The following is an 18,635-nucleotide window of genomic DNA, read 5'->3' on the forward strand; positions in this document are numbered from 1 at the left end:
GTCGATCACGGATCGTCTTGTCGAGAGAAGGCTCATCGGATGAATCGAGAGCGGAGAATGGGCGGGGATGTTCCCGCCGTGATCCTGGACGAGACGTCCCGCGAGCGAAACCTGGCGGCGGCGGGTGCGCCGCTTTCGGGCTTTCGCGACGACGGCTATGGGGGAGCTCCCGACGACATCGAAGCGCTCCAATTCCTGAAGCTATACGACATCATTCTGAAATACAAAAAGCGGATCGCGATGATCTGCGCCGCGTTCTCGATCGTCGGCTTCGTGGTCACGTTTCTCATGCCGAGAATCTACACGGCGACGACGACGATACAGATCGACCGAGAAGCAGCGAAGGTGTTGCGTCTTCATGATGCGATCGTCGAGAATTCGTCCGATCCGCAATTCTATGAAACGCAATATGAGCTGTTGAGGAGCAGAGCGCTCGCCGAGCGAGTCGTGTCGTCCCTGTCGCTCGCCGACAGGAGAGGATTCGGGGAGGGCGAGAGCTGGTCGCTTTCGAGCGCGATCAGAAAGCTCTTCTCGCAAAAGCGCGAAAGCGCGCCGGATGTCGAGCGCCTGCGGGAGCGCGCCGTCGAGTTGGTGATGAACGGATTGACGGTGCAGCCGGTGGCGAAATCCCGCATCGTGAAAGTGGGGTTCAGCTCTCGGGATCCCGCCATCGCGCAAGAGGTGAGCTCGGCGATCGGACAGAACTTCGTGGCGATGACATTGGATCGTCGCTATGGAGCCTCCGCCTATGCGCGCCAGTTTCTCGAGGACAAGCTTCAGCAGGTGAAGGTCAAGCTCGAGGACTCCGAGAAGCTGGTCGTCGACTACGCGCAGAGGGAGGGAATCGTCAATGTCGACGACAAGATCTCGACCTCGGGCGCAAATCTGAAGACGCTCAACGACTCGCTCGCCGTCTCGACGGCCGAGCGGATCAAGAGCGAGCGGCTATGGGCCCAGGCGCAGGCAGGCAATGGCGTCGGGCTTCCGCAAGTGCTCGAGGATCGCAACATTCAGTCCGCGCGCGATCGGCGAGCGCAACTGATGGCCGAGTTCCAGGACAAGCTCAGCGTCATGAAGCCGGACTTTCCGGAGATGCGCCAGCTGCGCGGGCAGATCGCCGAATATGATCGCCAGATCAGCGCGCAGGTTTCGCTGATAAAGCAGGCCATAAAGGCTCGCTATGAGGCGGCACGAGACCAGGAGATCTCTTTCCGCGAGCAGATCGAGAGGTTGAAGGCGGACGTTCTCGATCTTCGTGGCAGAAGCATTCAATATAACATTTTGCAACGAGAGCTCGACACCAACAGGTCTCTCTACGACGGTCTCCTGCAGCAATACAAGGAGGTCGGCATCACCGGCGCGATCGGAACCAGCAATGTGTCGATCATCGACAGGGCCGAGCTGCCGAAGGGCCCGTCCAGCCCGAAGCTGCTGTTCAATCTCGGCCTGGCGCTGGCGCTCGGCGTGCTGGCGTCGGCCGGCGCCATCATCGTCGGCGAAATCCGCGACGATACGCTGAAAGTTCCGGAAGACGTCGAGGAGACGCTGGGGCTGGCCGTGCTCGGAGTCATCCCAGTGGGGGAAAAGGACGGCGAGAGCCGCGCGATGGCGCGCATGGTCATCGAGACTCCGCTTTCCGCCGCCGCCGAAGCGTTTCGCAGCCTCAGCACGTCACTCCAGTTCACGACGGAGACGGGGCTTCCGAGAACATTGCTCGTCACCAGCGCGCAGGCCGCCGAGGGAAAATCCACGACATCCGTTTGCGTGGCGAGCAACTTCGCGCAGCTCGGCATGCGTGTTCTGTTGATCGACAGCGATCTGCGCAATCCTTCCCTGCACAAGATATTTGGTCTCGATAACGACGCCGGCCTGTCCAACGTTCTGATCGGAACCGCGCAGGCCGAGGAGGTCGCGATCGAGACCTGCCTGTCTGGAGCGACCGTGCTCCTGTCGGGGCCGGCGCCGCCGTATCCCGCCGAGCTGCTGGCGGGGGCGGGCATGGGATTGCTTCTGGCGAGGACGCGGGAGAAATTCGACATCGTCATCGTCGACGGTCCGCCGGTCGTCGGTCTGGCGGACGCGCCGCTGATCGGCCATCTGGTGGACGGAACAATTCTCGTCGTCAGCTCGCGCGAGACGCGAAAGCGAGTGGTTCGGGCCGCGCTGAAGCGATTGTATTTCTCGCGGACCCGGCTGCTCGGCGCAGTGATGAACAGATTTGACGCCAAGAAAGCCGGCCATTCCTACGGCTACGGCTTCGGATACGCCTACGACGCCTATGGCTTGCACGATTATCGATATGGAAGGCTGACGGACGATGCTCGAAAATGAGCGGGAGCCTTTCGTCTCTGCGAGGATTCGACGTGCGGCGGGATAGGGCGCTCATGCAGGCGTTCGAGCTCGCGGCAGCTGCGAGGCTCGCCGCAGCGGTGCGCAGGCTTCCCTTGCCGGACGGCGTTCCTGCCGGATCGTTCACATCGCGCCTAGGCGTCGGCCCGACGGCGACCTTCCGTTCGTTCGATACGATGGATCGCGGCCGCTTCGCGCCGTCTCATTGGGACGATTGCGAGCAGACGCAAGTCGACTCGCTGATTGCGGGACGTCCGAAAGGATGATGCGGAATCGGCTCGCGGGCGCCGATTCGAGCGTGAGACTCGGCGTGATTGCGGTTCTGCTGGCGCTGGGCTGGCGGATGGTGCGCCACGCGGCCGCGGATTTCCTTTTCGACGATCCGCCAGCTGCTCTCTCTTGGGTCGCGGACGATCCACGCGCGCTCTCGACCCTCGTGCGAATGGAGCTCGGTGAGGCCGGAGAAAGCGGCGATCCGATCGAGAGCGCGGCGCGGCTCCTCTCGGTCGATCCTCTCGCCTTCGAGGGGCTCTCCTTGTACGGCGTGGCGCTGTCGCGCGCCGGCGACACGGCGCGCGCGGACGACATCTTCCGAACAGCGGCGGAGCATGCGCCGCTCGATCTCATCGCACATGGCGAATTGTTCCTGCGATCGGCCGAGGCCCGCGATCATCGGACCGCCATCCGCGAGCTGGACATTCTGCTGCGAGGCCGCCCGCATCGCGCGTCCCTCTACCAATCCGCGAATGTGTTGATCCGCACGAATGTCGAGGCCGCGGCGGAGCTCGGACGTTCACTGGCCACGCAACCTCCCTGGCGCGTCCGAATGTTCGTGCATTTGTGCGAGACGCTCGAGAAAACAGACGTCCTGATAGCGCTGTTCCAGCAATTGAGCGCATCGGGCGCGCCGCCATCCCTAGAGGAAAGGCGCGCGTTTCTCGATCGGCTCGTTCGGGATGGACGAGTGGACGAGGCCTATTTCTTCTGGCTCGCGCAAGTGCCGCAGAGCAGGTGGAAGGAGCTCGGCTATCTGTACAACGGCCGCTTCCGGCACGCGGTCTCGAATCTCGCGTTCGATTGGCGCTTCCTTCCGGCTCGCGGCGCCAAGATCGACGTTGTTCCGGACGGAAACGCGAGCGCGCTCAGAGTGCGGTTTTTCGGAACGCGCGTGCTTTTCGCGCATGTGATGCATCTCTTGGCGCTTCCGGCGGGAACCTACGCCTTTTCCGGATCTGCGAAATTGGATCATGTCGAGAGCGAGCGGGGCCTTCGCTGGAGGCTCTATTGTCACCAGACGAAAGCGACGCTGGGCGCGACCGATCTGCTCGTCGGAACGACGCCATGGACGCCATTTCGTTCGACATTCGTGGTCGCCCCCACCGACTGCCCGGCGCAATGGCTCGTGCTCGAAATCCCGGCGCGCGCCGTTCTCGAAACGCAGGTCAGCGGCGAAGCGCGCTACAAGGCTCTGCAGATCGAGCGCCTCGACAGTGAAGCCGATCGGCTATAGGCTCGTCGTGTTTCGAGCAATCTGTTCTGCGCTTTCATCTTTGAAGGGACGTCTCCCATGAGAAAGACAGTCGCGGCGATCGTCGTCTTGAACGCTCTGGCGCTCGCATCCGCGTCCGCCGAAGAGCGCGACCAGCGCGTCGAATCGAAGGGGCCCGGCAAGGTCTGCGCCGCGGGTCCAGCGTGGTTGAAAGCGGTGAAGGGCGCCGTGCTGGTCTCCCGCGGCGGGTCGTTCACGCAAGCGTCCGAAGGCATGCGGCTGGCGGCTGGCGACCACGTCATCGCCCGGGACGGATTCGCAAATGTCGTGATGGGCGGCGCGATCGTGGCGCGCGTGAGCGACGGCGTGATGATCACGATCGGCGAGAAGGACGGCGCTGTCTGCATTGCTCGCGTATCCGCGAGCCCGTCGGCTGTCGGTCAGGCGGAGCAGGGTGGGGGCCTCGACGCGCAGGGGCTGCTCCTGGCCGGCGGCGCTCTCGGCGCCCTGGGCGTGGGATTGGGCGTCGGCATTTCCAGCGTGAACAGCAGCAACAATAATCCCAACGATAATTTGCCGCTGACTCTCAGTCCGTGATCGAGAGGGTCGGCGTGAGACGGATCGAAATTGCCAGCGGCCTCGCTATCGCCGCGTCGCTTCTGCTGGGGGGAGCGACCCAAAAAGGCGCGCTATCGGACGACAGTGTTCAGCTCCTTTGTCTCCCGCTGCTCGGCTGCATCATTCTCGAATATCGATCGTGTGGAGGCTCTTTCGCCTGGGTCCTTTTCGGCTCGGCGATCCTGGCGGCGGTTCCGATCATTCAAACGATCCCGCTTCCTCCTGCGGTTTGGACAGCGCTGCCGGGGCACGCGACGATCGCCGCGACATATCACAGCGCGGGGCTCGACGTTCCATGGTCGAGCATCTCCGTCAGCCGCTGGGCGACGACACGGTCCGCATTCGCGCTCATACCGCCTGTCACGATCTTTCTCGGCGTGCGGATGTGTGGGCGCCGCGAGCGTCGACGTCTCGCCTTGCTCATTCTGGCGTTCGGCGTCGCGACCGTCGTCCTCGAGATCATGCAGCTGGTACAGGGTCAAGACAGCGCCTTGCGTTTCTATGCGCTGACGTTTCGCGATGTCGGGGTCGGGTTTTTCGCCAATCGGAATCACACGGCGGCGTTTCTCTACGCGACGATCCCGATCGCGGCGTTCGCCTCGGATCGGTTTATTCGACACGGGAACCATGGCGTCGCGCTGTTGCTCGGCTATTTGCTGACGGCCTGGCTCGGACTCATGATGACAGCGTCACGTTCCGCGCTGCTGATGGGCTTTATCGCGACAGTTGGGGCCGCCGCTCTGCTGATGCGGGGGCGAATGGGCCTGTTGAAGCAGCTGCGGGTCGCCGACTATCTCATCGCCGGCGGCTTCCTGGCCGGCGCCGGCGGTCTTGCGACCTCGTTCGGATTGTCCGGCATTCTCGCTCGTCTCAGCGAGGAGAAGATTGCGGCCGATGCGCGCTGGTCGGTCGCGAAAGCGTCGTTTTCGGCCGCCGAGGCGTTTTTCCCGTTCGGTTCCGGTCTCGGCGCTTTCGATCGGGTGTATCCCGTGTTCGAGGGCGCCGCGGGCATCGTCCCGGCGTTCGTCAATCATGCGCATAATGATGTGCTCGAGCTCGTGGTCGAGCTCGGTCTCGTCGGCCTCGTCGTCATCATCGGCGCGATCGTCTTTGCGGGGCTCTCGGCCTGGCGTTGCCTTCGCGAAGGCGACGCGACCGTCGCGACCGAACGATCGGCTGCGCTCCTCGTCGCGATATTGCTGTTCGTTCACTCGCTCTGGGATTATCCGTTGCGCACATCGGGAGTCGCCGCGGTATTTGCATTCTGTGGCGCCGTCTTGTGCGCCATTCCCAGAACCGAGCGTCGCGAAGCTGGCCGCGGCGGCGCGGACAAGCGATCCGAACAGAGCCGCCGCCGAGCTTTCACCGATGCTTCTGGCGGCGTTCACGCGCCGTCGCCGGCTCTGCGATGGCGCATGAGCGCGCCGCGCCGAAGCGGGTCGTGACATTGCGAGCCTGAAGGCTCGCGGTCCAAGCGCGGCCCATGGACCGCGAGCCTTCAGGCTCGCTCTCGAAGCCCATCAAATTCGATGAAGCAGTTCACTAGAGCGTTTTCGACTAACCGTCTCTTCCGAAGCTCCAGCCAGCCGCGAGAACCGATTCTGTTCCGCTCGGCAGACCATCGAAACAGTCGTTTCATCGCACGGACGAACGGCGGCTGCATGGCCGAACGTCCTCCGATTTGCAGCGTTGCGGAAAGCGAGGCCTCTTTTGGACGATAGGTCGCGAAGCGCGGATCGGCTCACGCAAAAGATCCTCGTTCACGCCATTAATTTCGCGCCGGAGCTCATCGGGTGCGCGAAATGCACGACCGAGCTCGCGCAATATCTCGCGGCGCGGGGACATGAAGTCGAAGTCGTCACCGCGCCGCCGCATTATCCAGGATGGATCGTGCGTGCTCCCTATCGCGGCTCGGCCTATCGGCAAGAGACGCTCGGCTCCATACGTCTGATCCGCTGCCCGATGGCCACGAAAGCGGGAGCGGCTGGTGTGTGGCGCCTGCTGGCGCCGCTCAGTTTCGCGGTGGCCGCCGCTCCGATCGTCGCCTGGCGCATTCTGCGGCGCCGGCCGGATGTCGTGCTGTGCGTGGAGCCGACCCTGTTCTCCGCGCCCGCGGCCCTGCTCGCCGCCAAGCTCGTCGGAGCGCGCAGCGTGCTGCATGTGCAGGACCTCGAAGTCGACGCCGCTTTCGAGCTCGGGCGGTTGCGCGGCGCCTCGGTCCGGAAGGCGGCGAATTTCCTCGAACGGCGTCTTCTCGGCGGGTTCGATTGCATCGTGACGATTTCAGACAAAATGAGGCGGGCGCTTTCCGCCAAAGGGCTCGAGCCTGCGAAGGTGGTCGTTCTCCGGAACTGGGTCGACCTCGACGCCATCCGGCCGCAACCGAAAAGCGCGTCGAATGCGTTTCGCCTGCAATTGGGTTTTGCGGAGGATGATTTCGTCGTCCTCTATGCAGGCCATATCGGCGCCAAGCAGGCGCTCGATGTGGTGTTCGAGGCGGCGCGCCGTCTCGCCGACCAACGCTCCATTCGCTTCGTTGTCGCCGGCGAAGGCCCTGCTCTCGAGGGGCTCCTGCAGACATACCGCGACGCCGCCAATGTCGCCTTCCTGCCGCTGCAGTCGGCAGTGAGAGTGAACGAATTGCTGGCGATGGCGGATCTTCACGTGCTGCCGCAGCATGTCGGCGCGGCGGATCTCGTCCTGCCGTCGAAGCTCGGCGGCATGCTCGCGAGCGGTCGGCCGATCGCCGCCACGGCGAAGCCAGGAACGGAAATCGCCGATCTTCTCGCGGATATCGCGCTGCTGTCGGCGCCGGGCGACGACGAGGCGCTGGCCACATCGATCCTGACGGCGAGATCCCGCGACTCGTCCGACAAAGTCGCGCGCGGGCTGGCCTTGGCCGAATCCTTCAGCGCCGCGCGGCTGCTGCCGGCTTTCGAGCAGCTGCTGGTGGAGCGCGAGGGCGTCCGTCGCCGCGAGGCGGGGTCGGCAGGCGCAGGCTCGCGATCGCGAGCGTTCGTGTCGAAGCGCCCCGGATATTCGATTGGCTTTGGCCTTCTCGCGGTCCTGGTCGCCGCGGAACTCACGGCGAGGGCGCTGGGCTTTGTCGATGTCCCGGTCTACCGACGCGAGCCGGGGACGGAATATCTCCCCGAAGCCGGGCAGTCCGGCCGCTTCATGAACGCCAACGACTGGTATTTCAACAACGAGAGCATGCCGCTCGCGCAGGATTGGAAGCCAGGCGGCGCGATCGATGCGCTGCTGATCGGCAATTCGATCGTCATGGGCGGAAATCCTTACAAGCAGCCCGAAAAGCTGGTCGCGCAGATCCAGAGTCGACTCGGCGCGCGATCGACGGTGTGGCCGATCGCCGTGGGCGGCTGGAATCAGCCCAATGAGGTCGCCTATCTCGATCGGCGCCCAGAGATCGTCCGCGCGGCGGGCTATGTCGCCTGGGAATATATGGCGGGAGGGCTCTCGTCCGCTTCGGCCTGGCGAGGCGAATATGTCTTTCCGACGCAAAGGCCGGTCTCGGCCGCCTGGTATGCGCTGCGTCGCTATGCAATTCCGTGGCTCGTTCCGGGAACGCTCGCCAGCGAATTGCCGCCGCGGGGCAACGCGGAGAATGCCCATGCGGCCGATTTCGATCGCATGCTGCATGATCTCGCGGCGAGCACGCGCAGCGATCGTCCCGGCTTCATTTGGCTGTACCCGTCTCAGGAACAGCTGCGCATGGCGAGGCGCGGCGAAGAATGGCTGCCCGAGCGCGCGCTGATCGAGACCATGGCGAGACGCAACGGGCTGAGGATCGTCGACGTCGCTGCAAAGATCGAATGGAACGAGAGCCATTATCGCGACGGCTTGCATCCGAATGTGGAGGGAAACCGAATGCTCGGCTCCATTCTGGCGGCGGAGATCGCAGCGGACGTCGCCGATCGCATGATTTCGGCGGTGGGACAGTGACGAGCGCCGACATCTGGTCCGGCGCGACTTCGTTCGGCGAGCGGCGGTCGCGGCGCCGCGTTGCGGCGGCTTCCCCGACGACGGACGCCGCCGCTCCGAGCGCTCGCGCAGCCGTCGTCGGGGGGATGCTTCGCACGTGACGATCAAGTCTTCGAGCGCGCTTTTTTCCAGCCTCGCGGCCAGCCAGGCATTTCGCGCGGTCGCGTCCAACAGCGCCTGGCTGCTGTTCGACCGCTTCGCGCGCATGGGGCTGGCTCTCGCCGTCGGAGTGTGGACGGCCCGCTATCTGGGACCGGAGCGATATGGCGAGCTCTATTTCGTTCTTGCCTTTCTCGCGCTGTTTCAGAGCGCCGCGCCTTTGGGGCTCGACGCCGTCGTCGTCCGCGATCTGGCGGTGGATCGAACCGAAGCCGGCGCAATTCTCGGCGCCACTTTCGCGGTTCGCCTCGCCGCCGGCGTCGCCTGCTTCGGGCTCGCGGTCGGCGGCCTGGCGCTGTGGCGCGGCCCCGGCAGCCGCGAGGTCATGCTCTGCGCCCTCGCCGCCGGAGGACTGATATTTCAAGCCTTCGACACCGTGGATTTATGGTTCCAGAGTCGGAGCCAGAGCCGGCGGACCATTGTTCCGAAGCTCGTCGCCTATCTCTGCGCGAGCGCATTCAAGGTGATGGCGATCATTCAGGCGGCCCCGCTGTTAGTTTTCGCGCTGGTCCAGACGATGGACGGTCTCATCGCCGCTGTCGGCCTCTGTGTGGCCTACCGCCTTTTTCCCGCCGGGCAGCCGTTGAAGGCGACCTTGGAGCGCGCCGAGAAGCAGGTCCGCGAATCCTTTCCCTATATGCTCGGCGCCGTCGCCATCGTCGTCTATATGAGGATAGACCAGCTGATGGTCGTCCATCTCCTCGGCTATGAGGCGTCGGGCGTCTATGCGGCGGTGGTCCCTCTATCGACGGTCTGGACGGTGATCCCGACGACGCTCGCCGTGAGCCTCGCCCCCTTCATCGCCCGGAAAAAAAACGAGAGCGAGGCCGCCTATTATGACTCGCTCACGCTGGTCTTCCGTGTGTTCGGGAGCTTTGGCCTCTTGTCGTCGATCGTCACGGCGGCCGCGGCGCCTTTGATCGTCGGCCTCTTGTTCGGCGAGCAATACAAAGGCGCGGACCAGCTGCTCGCCATTCACGCTTTCGGCAATTTCTTCGTCTTCCAGGGAGTTGCGCAAGGGCTCTGGGTGGTGAACGAAAGAGAGGGGCGCCTCGCCGTCTGGCGCGTGCTGATCGGGGCCTGTGTTTCCATTTGCGCCAATGTCGTCCTCCTGCCGATCATGGGCCTGCGAGGAGCGGCCGTGTCCTACATATTGTCGCAAGCTTGTGCTGCGATCTTTCTCAACCTCGTGTTCGCGCCGAACATTTTCATCATGCAATTTGGATTTTCACGACCGCGGCGACGCTTGTCCTTCGCGCCGAAGCGTGAGGCCGTCATGACACGAGAGGTCTCATGAGAAACATCGTCTCACATGCATATGTGAAAATATTTGCTCGCCCGATTTTCGCAAAATTCAACCGGTTCTTGTTCGTGCTCGCCGCCAAGGGCCTGGGGATACTCAATTATGAGACGCCGGAGGCGAGCGGAGAAGACGCCTTTGTCGCTCGCGTCCTGCCCGAGCTGGACGATGGCCGCTCGATCGTCCTCGACGTCGGCGCCAATGAGGGAGATTTCGCGGATGTCGTCTTGACGTCGTCGAGATATATTCACGTCCTGTGCGTCGAGCCGCATCCAAAGACATTTTCCAGGCTGGCCGAGAGGTTCTCGAACTCGGAGCGCATCGAATTGCTGAACGTCGGCGCCGGGCCCGAGGATCGCGCCCACCGTTTGTTCGATTACGAAGCTCGGGACGGTTCCGGTCATGCGTCCTTCTATCGAGAAGCCATCGAAGACCTGCACAAAGGCGTTGCGACAGCAATCGACGTTCCCGTGAAGAAGCTCGATTCGATCATTTTGAACCAAGACAGGCGAGTGCAAATCATAAAGATAGACGTGGAAGGGTTCGAGAGGGACGTTCTGGTCGGCTTGGGCGAGACGATCCGGCGCCATTGTCCGCAGTATATCATTATGGAATTTAATGAGATGAATATTATCTCTCATTGCTTTCTTCGCGATATCACGAATATGCTCCCCGGATATGAGCCCTTCCGGATATTGCCGCAGGGAAGGCTGCTTCCGCTGACGCCCTACCGTCCGCTTTTCGCCGAGATATTCGCGTATCAGAATATTGCTTTCGTGAAGGCTGATTAGAGCGCTTTCCGATCGAACGGAATCGTTCGATCGATCAGAATTTGTTCCAAATCAAAACACGCTGGAGCAGCGCATAGGACGCGCTTTGCGCGCGGCCGCCGCACCTCTCGCCGTTGTCACGCGGAAAGGGTCGACATGACACGTCATCCGGTCTTGTTAATTGCGTTCAATCGACCTTCTAAAACCAGAATGGTGCTGGAAAAAATCCGCCTCGCCGCTCCGAAGCGACTCTATGTCGCCGTGGACGGCCCACGCCCCCATGCGCCGGACGATGATGCGCTCTGTGGCCAAGTACGGGATCTGATCTCCTTCGTCGATTGGCCATGTCGAATCGAGACATTGTTTCGGGAAGACAACCTCGGGTGCGGGCGAGGGGCTTCCGAAGCTATATCCTGGTTTTTCGCCAATGAGGACGCGGGAATTATCCTCGAGGACGACATCTTGCCGACGCGGAGCTTTTTTGCGTTCTGCGACGCCATGCTCGACAAATATAAAGATAATGAGCAAATATCGATGATCGCGGGCAGCTGCTTTGCCCCGTCTCGTCTGTTCGAGGGATTCAGCTACAAATTTTCTGCCTTCCCCTTGATTTGGGGATGGGCGAGCTGGAAGCGAGCCTGGAGGCACTACGACTATGAAATGCGGACGTGGCCGAACTGGGACCGAGCCGCAGGACTGGCCAATTTGTCGAGGGGAGACAGGTTTTTTGAAAATCATTGGAGAGACGTTTTCGAGCGCATGTACCGCAGCCACAACAAGGTGACCTGGGACTACCAATGGCTATTCAAGAATTTTGAATGCAACTTCAAGACGATTGTGCCTCGAAACTCGATCGTATCCAATATCGGCTTCGACATCGGCGCCACGCACGCGGGCAAGGCGCCCTGGTATGTCCGCAAGTATGGAGCGAGTGAACTACACTTTCCTGTAACTCATCCATCGGCATGTGAGGTAGATCCGCGTCTCGATCGATATATGCACAGAAATATATTTAACGTCAGTTTTGCGCATAAAACGAAAATTTACTTAAAGACGGCCGCAAGCTTGGGATTTTTTCAGCATTCGCGTGTCGATGTCGAATCTTGTCATGAATAATACACAGTAATATTATTAATTATGATGTGTATGTAATAAAAAACAAGGCTACAGGACGTAAGGTGTGAATGTGGTTTTGTTGATATTGTATTTTCTAATAGAGAGATCGAAATGTCAGCGCGCATCGATTGGAGAGTAAGGCCGACGGGCTTCTTGTGGGAGACTGTCGTGAACAAGTTGCGCTATCCCAGCGATATTTCGCGGCGACAAGCCGAGTTTGGCGATGAGCGTGAGCGCCTCTTTTCCATAAGACGTCAGATCGCTGAAAGCATGCCGGACAATCCGTGCGTGTTCGGTTACAAGGTATATTCTCAGGTCGACGAGGACGGGATCATTCAGAACATTCTCGGCCGAATTCCAAATCACAGCCGTACGTTCATCGAGATCGGTTGTGGAACTGGCGTCGAAAACAACACGCATTTTCTGGCTCTTCTCGGCTATGATGGGTGTTGGATCGACGGTTCTGCCGCAAACATCGCGCAAATCAAAAGACAGTTGGGACGGCTTCAATTCGACAGTCTCAATATAATAAATGCGTTCGTGAATAGAGATAATATAGGGGCTTTGATCGATGATTGCATGAAATTCATCGGCTCCGAGTCGCTCGGATTTCTCTCGTTGGACATCGATGGAAATGATCTCTATGTTCTCGGCGAGATCATGAAAATATCAAATCCAGAGGTTGTCTGCGTCGAGTATAATGCTAAATTTCCGCCGCCTGTCGCTATCTCGATCGCCTACAGCGAGGGTGTCCAATGGGCTGGCGATGATTATCACGGGGCGTCGTTGAGCGCATTTTGCGAGCTGCTTTCCGACTACGTTCTTGTTTGCTGCAACGCTTCAGGGGCCAATGCATTTTTTGTCAGAAAAGACAAGGCCTCTGGGTTTTCTGGGTATTCGATCTCGGATATTTACCAACCTGCGCGATTCGAGTTGATACGAGTTGCTGCGGGGCATCCGCCGACACTGAAGTTCTTACGCGATTATCTCAATGCGCGTGCGCGTCATTGAGTTCGGATTTTTGTGTCGACAACCAACGGAATCCGCAGATGTCGCCAATGTCGATGACCGCGGAACAGGCGGTCATATACCTGCGCAATCAGCCTCATCTACGCCAGCTGGTCGAAGCCTGCGGATTCGACGACCCGCTGATCGACGCCGCCGAGCGCTTCCATTCTGGCGGCGAGTGGGCGGCGCTACAGGCATTTTTGCCGAAACGGCGCGGAAAGGTCCTCGATATCGGCGCAGGGCGAGGGATCGTCTCTTATTGTTTCGCCCGGAATGGCTGGGATGTCACGGCCCTGGAGCCGGACCGAAGCGAGATCATCGGAGCCGGCGCAATTCATGAGCTCGCGCGGACCGGCAAGGTCCACATCGAGGTCGTCGAAACTTGCGGCGAGTCGCTGCCGTTTGCGAGCGAGGCTTTCGATTTGGTCTATTGCCGCGCGGTGCTGCATCACTCCCGCGACCTGTTTCAGATGTGCAGAGAAGCGGGGCGCGTCTTGTGTCCCGGCGGGATGTTCATTGCGGCGCGTGAGCATGTCATTTCGAAGGAGGCGGATTTGGACGCCTTTCTGGACAGTCATCCATTGCATCGGCTGCACCACGGCGAAAACGCCTATCTGCTGGCGCAATATCTGAATGCGATCCGCGGCGGGGAGATCGACGTGGTGAGAACGCTCAACCCCAAGGAGTCGGATATCAATCTCTATCCCGCCGCCATTGCCGATCTCAAACGACATGTCGCACGAAAATTGGCGTGGCCATTTCCCGCCGCCATTCCGCATCTGGCTCTCGAGCTCTATGGATGGTTGGACCGGACGCCGGGCCGGCTCTATAGCTTCATCGGCGTCAAGCGGCTCCGAGGTGAGCCGGCATGACATCGATGAAGCTCGGCATTCTCTGCGGCGGCTACACCGGCTGGGGCGGTGGGCTCGATTTCGCCCGGCTGGTCATCGAATCGCTCGGCGGTCTCGACGATCGGCGCTTGGACCTGCACGTCATCATTCCAGATCGCGGCCCCGTGCTGCGCGCCAGAACATTCGCGTGGCGCGTCAGAGCCGTCGTCCGGGGCGCGCTTCTGGGCGACGTCTCGCCGAAGCCCGGCGGGATTTCATCCGAATTGGTGAAAGCGTCTCTGGGCGAGGGACAAATCGGCGCGCGATTTCATCACATAGATGATTGGCGCGGCGCGCTCGCGGCGCTCGCCCGCAAAGAGCGTCTCGACGCCGTGCTGCCGGCGGGATTTCCGCTCGGCGCCAATTTTTCCATCCCATGGGCCGGCTTCATCGATGATTTTCAATACCGATATTTTCCGCAAAATTATGCGCCCGCATTTCGCGACAAGCGTGACCGGTTCCTCGCCCGCATGCTCACCGAGCCGCGCGCCGTCGTGATGCTGTCGCGCAACGCCGCCGCGGACGCGCGAAAATTCTATCCCGGCCTGACCGCGACGATGTTTCCCTTGCCCTTCGCCGCCGCTCCCGCTGAGGAGTGGCTGACGGACCAGCGCGATGTCGCGCGCCGATATGGGGTCGGCGAACGCTATTTTCTGATCAGCAATCAATTCTGGCTGAGCAAACGTCATGACGTCGCATTTGCGGCTTTCGAAAAGCTCGCGCGCGATCACTCGGACGTGCAGCTCGTCTGCACGGGCAAGGCCGAGGAGCATCGGGATCCGCTATATGTTCCGCGTCTTTTGCAATTCATCGAGGAGCGCCGGCTCGAGGGGCGGATCCGCATATTGGGATTCATTCCAAAGCTCGACCAGATCGCCTTGATGAAGCACTGCCTCGCCGTCATCCAGCCCACTGAATTCGAGGGCACGCCCGGGGGGCTGAGCGTCTATGATGCGATCTCCCTCGGCGTGCGCACGATCGTCTCCGACATTTCGGTCAATCGCGAGATCGAGGAATGGGTCACGGCCTATTTTCCGTCCAATGACGTCGACGCTCTGCATCAAAGCATGGAGTCGATGCTCGACGCGCCTGCGGAGCGCATGCCGATCGAAGACTTGCGTCGACTGGGAAAGGCTCGCCGGCGTCGCTGCGCCGAGGTCCTGCTGTCCGCGGCCGAGTTCGCCGTCGCCTCGCGCCGGGCGTAGACGCGATCCGAAGCTTCTGTGCGATGACGAATGAGGAGGAAGCTGCCGACATGCGACGAAGCGCCATCGAAGGCAGGCGGCCGGAATGAGAGTCCATATCGACACGCCCGCATATTTCATTCGCCCGCGAACGAACACGGATTGGAGATATATGCGGGAGCTACGCCATATCTCCGAATATGAGAGCGTCGATTTTGTATATCCGCTCGATCCGTTCGACGTGCTCGGAGCAAATATCGGCTTCATTTCCAGCAAGCTCGGTCGGCTGCTGAAAGGGGGAGCCGCTCCCTTGCAAGGCGCGCCGCCGCGGCGCAGGGTGCGTGTCGGCCGTGATGTGGACGTCATCTATTCTCATCGCGCCGAGCTGCCGACGCCGCTTCGGGCGACCCCCTTCGTCTGGTTCCATTCCGTTGCCGATCCGGCGATGATGAAAGCCAATGGCGCCGGCGAGAAAGAAATCGAGGCCGACTATCAAAGGCAGGCCCATGGCTATCGCTCGGCGACAAAGGTGCAAATGACGTCGGACGCCGAGGTCGCCCGCCATCGCGAGAAATTCCCCGAGCTCGCCGATAAATTTGTACGGGCGCCATGGTTTCGTCCGGGTCTTTCCGCGGCGTCGCTCGAATATGTTCGCGCAAAGCACGCCGATGATGGTCGGTTGCGGCTCGCTTTCGTCGGCCGGCAGGCGCGCCGCAAGGGCTTGGACATTGTTCTCGACGCTTTGAGAATGATGAGCGACGTCGAGCGCGAGGCAATGCGCTTCGACGTCGTCACGACCTTCGGCGACGGTCCGATCGATTGTTCGGCGAACATGGATCTGCGTGTTCATCGAGAGATCGACGATCGATCTCTCGACGACATTCTGAACAAGACGCATGTCTATGTGATGCCGTGCCGCTTCGAGACCTTCGGCCTCGTCTTCGTCGAAGCCATGTCCCACGGCTGCGCGGTGATCGCGCCGAACTGGGAAGTGCAGAGAGAAATCTTCGATAACGGGCGCGCCGGCGTCAATGTGGCGACGACGCCGGAGGCGGTTTGCGCCGCGCTGAGGTCTTTGCGCGGCGCTCGCGATCGGCTCATGCTGGCGGAGGCCGCAATCGAGCGGTTCGAGACGAGATACGGTCCCGCCGCCGTCGCGCGCGCCTACCGCTCATTGTTCGAGCAGGCCGCAGACTCTGCGAGGTGATCGGCATGTCCCGCGTGGATTTGTTCATCTTTTTCATCGGGGCGTCGAGCCGCATCAGTGTCAAGCTGATCGGAGACTTGTACATCTGTGAGATCATATTGGCGGTCGTGGTCGCGGCCGGATGGCGGCGCATAGGCGGCATGTTTCGGAACCGGATGCTCAAATGGGCCTTCATTCTCGCCGGCTTGTGGCTGCTCGGCCAAATCCTCACAGATGTGTATAGGAACACGCCATTCGAGGATTGGTCTCGCGGTTGGGCGAAGATCATCTTTTTCATGATCGACCTCATGGGGCTGGCGCTGTCGACACGATTCAGGATGCGATCGGCGGTGCTGTTGTCATTGGGACTCGGCGTCGCCTTTCTATTGCAGTCGATCCTCTTTCCAAATCAGGCGCAGGCCGACGGCGATTTCGCGGACGGAATGTGGAAGTTCGGCGTGGGAGCGTTCTTCGGCGCCGCTGCGGCGGCGCTATGCGTGAGCGATCTGCTCTATCGCATGATCGGCATGGCTGCGGAATATCTCCCCTTGTTGATTGCCGGAGTCGTCAATCTGGCTATGAACAGCAGGAGCGCTTTTGGAATTGCCGTAGCGGCGGCGGCTGCCGGCGCGGTCACGCAATTCGTCGCGCGGCGGCCAGCGCTCGGCCGACGGATCACATTGCCGCGCTTTGTGATTCTGTTGGCCTTCGCCGCTCTTTCGGGAAAGGGCCTCGTGGGGATTTACGAATATGCGGCCGTCAATCATCTGCTCGGCGAAGCCGCCCTCGAGAAATATCAGCGGCAGACGTCCGGCAGCCTCGGTCTGTTGCAGGCGGGACGGGTGGAATCGCTGGCATCGCTCGAAGCGATAGGAGACTCGCCCGTCATCGGGCACGGGTCGTGGGCAAAAGACGAAAAATATGTGAGATCACTGTATATCGCTTTGGAAGACGCCGGCAATGCGAATTACGACGACATCTACCGCGTCGATGACTTCACCATACCGACGCATTCTCACATTCTCGGGTCGTGGGTGGACGCCGGAATTTTCGGCGGCGTGTTCTGGACCTATTGTCTGGCGTTGATATTTGCTGCGGCATATGTCGCGTTCAAAGGCGCGGCCACGGGCAAATCGCGGTCCACCAAATACTCGACATTCGTCTATTACAATCTGCTCGGTTTCGCCTGGGCGATTCCGTTCTCTCCTTTCGCGAACTCGTCGCGCGTATCCGACGCGGCCGTGCTGATCATGATCGCGGCGACCATCTCCTTGTATTCCGGCGCTGACGCCGCGCGAGCCGCGGCGCAGCCATCTACGCGAAAGATTTCGAACATGCGCCTGGCGCGACGCTTCGCCTATGCGCCGAGAGCGCCGAAATGCAGCCGTCGCGCAGGTCTTCGGCCATCGACAGGCGCGCAGGCACCAGACAAATCCGCATCCCGGTCATGACCGGGATGCGGTGGAACTGCCGAGGGGCGGAAAGCCCTTGGCCTCGCAGGTGAAAGGCAGTCGTGAGAAACGAGACCGCAAATCGCGTCTCCGGGTCGCCGCCAAATAGGGGTGCTTTGCATGTGCCAAGCAAACAGTCGAGTGCGCGGCCACGAAAGTTCGGTCGAGTTGGAGTCCCAATTGCGCTTCCTGCTGAGGTCCGATGCGGAGATCGACTGGTCAGGCGCGATTCCAGTCGACGCCAAAATGCAATCGTCGGAAGGAATTGAAGCTCACCGGCGCTACTTCGGCAATCCGAATTGGACGAAGAGCTATTTCGATTACGTCCATCGTGAAGCGTCGTTCAGGGAGCGTTGGACAGCGCTTCTGGGAGACGTGACCGACAAGATTGTCATCGAGATCGGATGCGGCCCCGGCAACGTTTTTTCGACGCTTGGACTAAGGCCCAAGGTTCTGGTCGGCGTCGACGTCGCCGCGGGCGCTCTGGAGCAGGCGCGCACAACCGGTTACGAGGTGCTCTTGGCCGACGCTCATGACCTGCCGTTCGCGTCCGGAGTCGCCGATATCGTCATTCTCAACGCGACGATCCACCATTGCGAGCACATGGCGCGCGTGATCGAAGAGGCCGGACGCCTCGTCGCTCCGGGCGGTCTCTTGGCGGCCGATCAGGACCCGCAAAAGAGCGCATGGGATTTCAAAGGTCTGGGCCTGTGGCTTTGGAACGCGCGGCTTTGGATCTATCACTGGATGAAAAGAGGCTTTCATTCCACCAGCGAAGAGCAGGCCGCGGTTCTCGCTTCGGAACTACACCATAATCCGGGCGATGGAGTGACGCATGAGCTGTTCGCGGACGCGCTGCGGCCCTTGGGTTTCGATGTCGAGATTTTTCCACATAACCATCGCAATGGCGTCGCGGCGCTGAGTGGTCGGCAAGGACCGTCGGCGTTGAAGTTCCAGGTCGCGCAGATCCTATCCGGCATGAACCCTCATGCGCCCGAATCCGCTCTGTCCTTGCTGTGCCTCGCAAGATTGTCGCGAGCTGCCGAACGGCGTCTGGCGCGAGGAACGTCGCGCAACGACGCGAGCTGAAGGGGCCGTCCCTTTTCGGGAGTG

Annotated in this window: 14 protein-coding genes; all 14 read left to right on the forward strand. The window is 61.1% G+C overall.

From position 1 onward, the window contains the following. The first annotated feature begins 57 nt into the window (after positions 1-57). The 14 genes from K3F48_RS19795 to K3F48_RS19860 all read left to right on the forward strand — a co-directional run bounded on the left by K3F48_RS19795 (position 58) and on the right by K3F48_RS19860 (position 18,611). On the forward strand, positions 58-2,331 hold the full coding sequence (locus K3F48_RS19795) for a GumC family protein (protein WP_255609433.1): 2,274 nt from the start codon (positions 58-60) through the stop codon (positions 2,329-2,331). A 316-nt stretch (positions 2,332-2,647) separates the two neighbouring features. After that, positions 2,648-3,859, forward strand: a complete 1,212-nt coding sequence (locus K3F48_RS19800) for a lipopolysaccharide assembly protein LapB (RefSeq protein ID WP_222577166.1) — start codon at positions 2,648-2,650, stop codon at positions 3,857-3,859. A gap of 57 nt (positions 3,860-3,916) precedes the next feature. Continuing rightward, entirely contained in the window at positions 3,917-4,435 is a 519-nt protein-coding gene (locus tag K3F48_RS19805; RefSeq protein WP_222577167.1) for a hypothetical protein, read from the forward strand. A gap of 14 nt (positions 4,436-4,449) precedes the next feature. Continuing rightward, a complete protein-coding gene (locus tag K3F48_RS19810; RefSeq protein ID WP_222577168.1) occupies positions 4,450-5,901 on the forward strand; it encodes an O-antigen ligase family protein in 1,452 nt (483 codons plus the stop codon). 265 nt (positions 5,902-6,166) lie between these two features. Then, the gene (locus K3F48_RS19815) at positions 6,167-8,419 is read left to right on the forward strand and encodes a WcaI family glycosyltransferase (protein WP_222577169.1); all 2,253 of its coding nucleotides are present in this window, start codon (positions 6,167-6,169) and stop codon (positions 8,417-8,419) included. Positions 8,420-8,555: 136 nt separating this feature from the next. After that, the gene (locus K3F48_RS19820) at positions 8,556-9,914 is read left to right on the forward strand and encodes a flippase (RefSeq protein WP_222577170.1); all 1,359 of its coding nucleotides are present in this window, start codon (positions 8,556-8,558) and stop codon (positions 9,912-9,914) included. Beyond that, positions 9,911-10,708: an FkbM family methyltransferase gene (locus K3F48_RS19825; protein ID WP_222577171.1), complete on the forward strand. Its 798-nt coding sequence runs from the start codon at positions 9,911-9,913 to the stop codon at positions 10,706-10,708. Before K3F48_RS19820 ends, K3F48_RS19825 begins: the two co-directional genes overlap by 4 nt. A gap of 135 nt (positions 10,709-10,843) precedes the next feature. Continuing rightward, positions 10,844-11,803: a hypothetical protein gene (locus K3F48_RS19830; protein ID WP_222577172.1), complete on the forward strand. Its 960-nt coding sequence runs from the start codon at positions 10,844-10,846 to the stop codon at positions 11,801-11,803. A 168-nt stretch (positions 11,804-11,971) separates the two neighbouring features. Continuing rightward, positions 11,972-12,814, forward strand: coding sequence for a hypothetical protein (locus K3F48_RS19835; protein WP_222577173.1), 843 nt, complete (start codon positions 11,972-11,974; stop codon positions 12,812-12,814). A gap of 47 nt (positions 12,815-12,861) precedes the next feature. After that, on the forward strand, positions 12,862-13,683 hold the full coding sequence (locus K3F48_RS19840; protein WP_255609438.1) for a class I SAM-dependent methyltransferase: 822 nt from the start codon (positions 12,862-12,864) through the stop codon (positions 13,681-13,683). Next, entirely contained in the window at positions 13,680-14,906 is a 1,227-nt protein-coding gene (locus K3F48_RS19845; protein WP_222577175.1) for a glycosyltransferase, read from the forward strand. Before K3F48_RS19840 ends, K3F48_RS19845 begins: the two co-directional genes overlap by 4 nt. 151 nt (positions 14,907-15,057) lie before the next feature. Further along, positions 15,058-16,092 (forward strand): glycosyltransferase family 4 protein, encoded by a 1,035-nt coding sequence (locus K3F48_RS19850; protein ID WP_222577176.1) that lies wholly within the window; start codon positions 15,058-15,060, stop codon positions 16,090-16,092. A gap of 5 nt (positions 16,093-16,097) precedes the next feature. Continuing rightward, complete coding sequence (locus tag K3F48_RS19855; RefSeq protein ID WP_222577177.1) at positions 16,098-17,522, forward strand: hypothetical protein; 1,425 nt, start codon at positions 16,098-16,100, stop codon at positions 17,520-17,522. Between the two features lie 180 nt (positions 17,523-17,702). Continuing rightward, the gene (locus tag K3F48_RS19860; RefSeq protein ID WP_222577178.1) at positions 17,703-18,611 is read left to right on the forward strand and encodes a class I SAM-dependent methyltransferase; all 909 of its coding nucleotides are present in this window, start codon (positions 17,703-17,705) and stop codon (positions 18,609-18,611) included. Positions 18,612-18,635 lie beyond the last annotated feature (24 nt).

The sequence above is a fragment of the Methylosinus sp. Sm6 genome (assembly GCF_019802345.1).
GTDB lineage: Bacteria > Pseudomonadota > Alphaproteobacteria > Rhizobiales > Beijerinckiaceae > Methylosinus.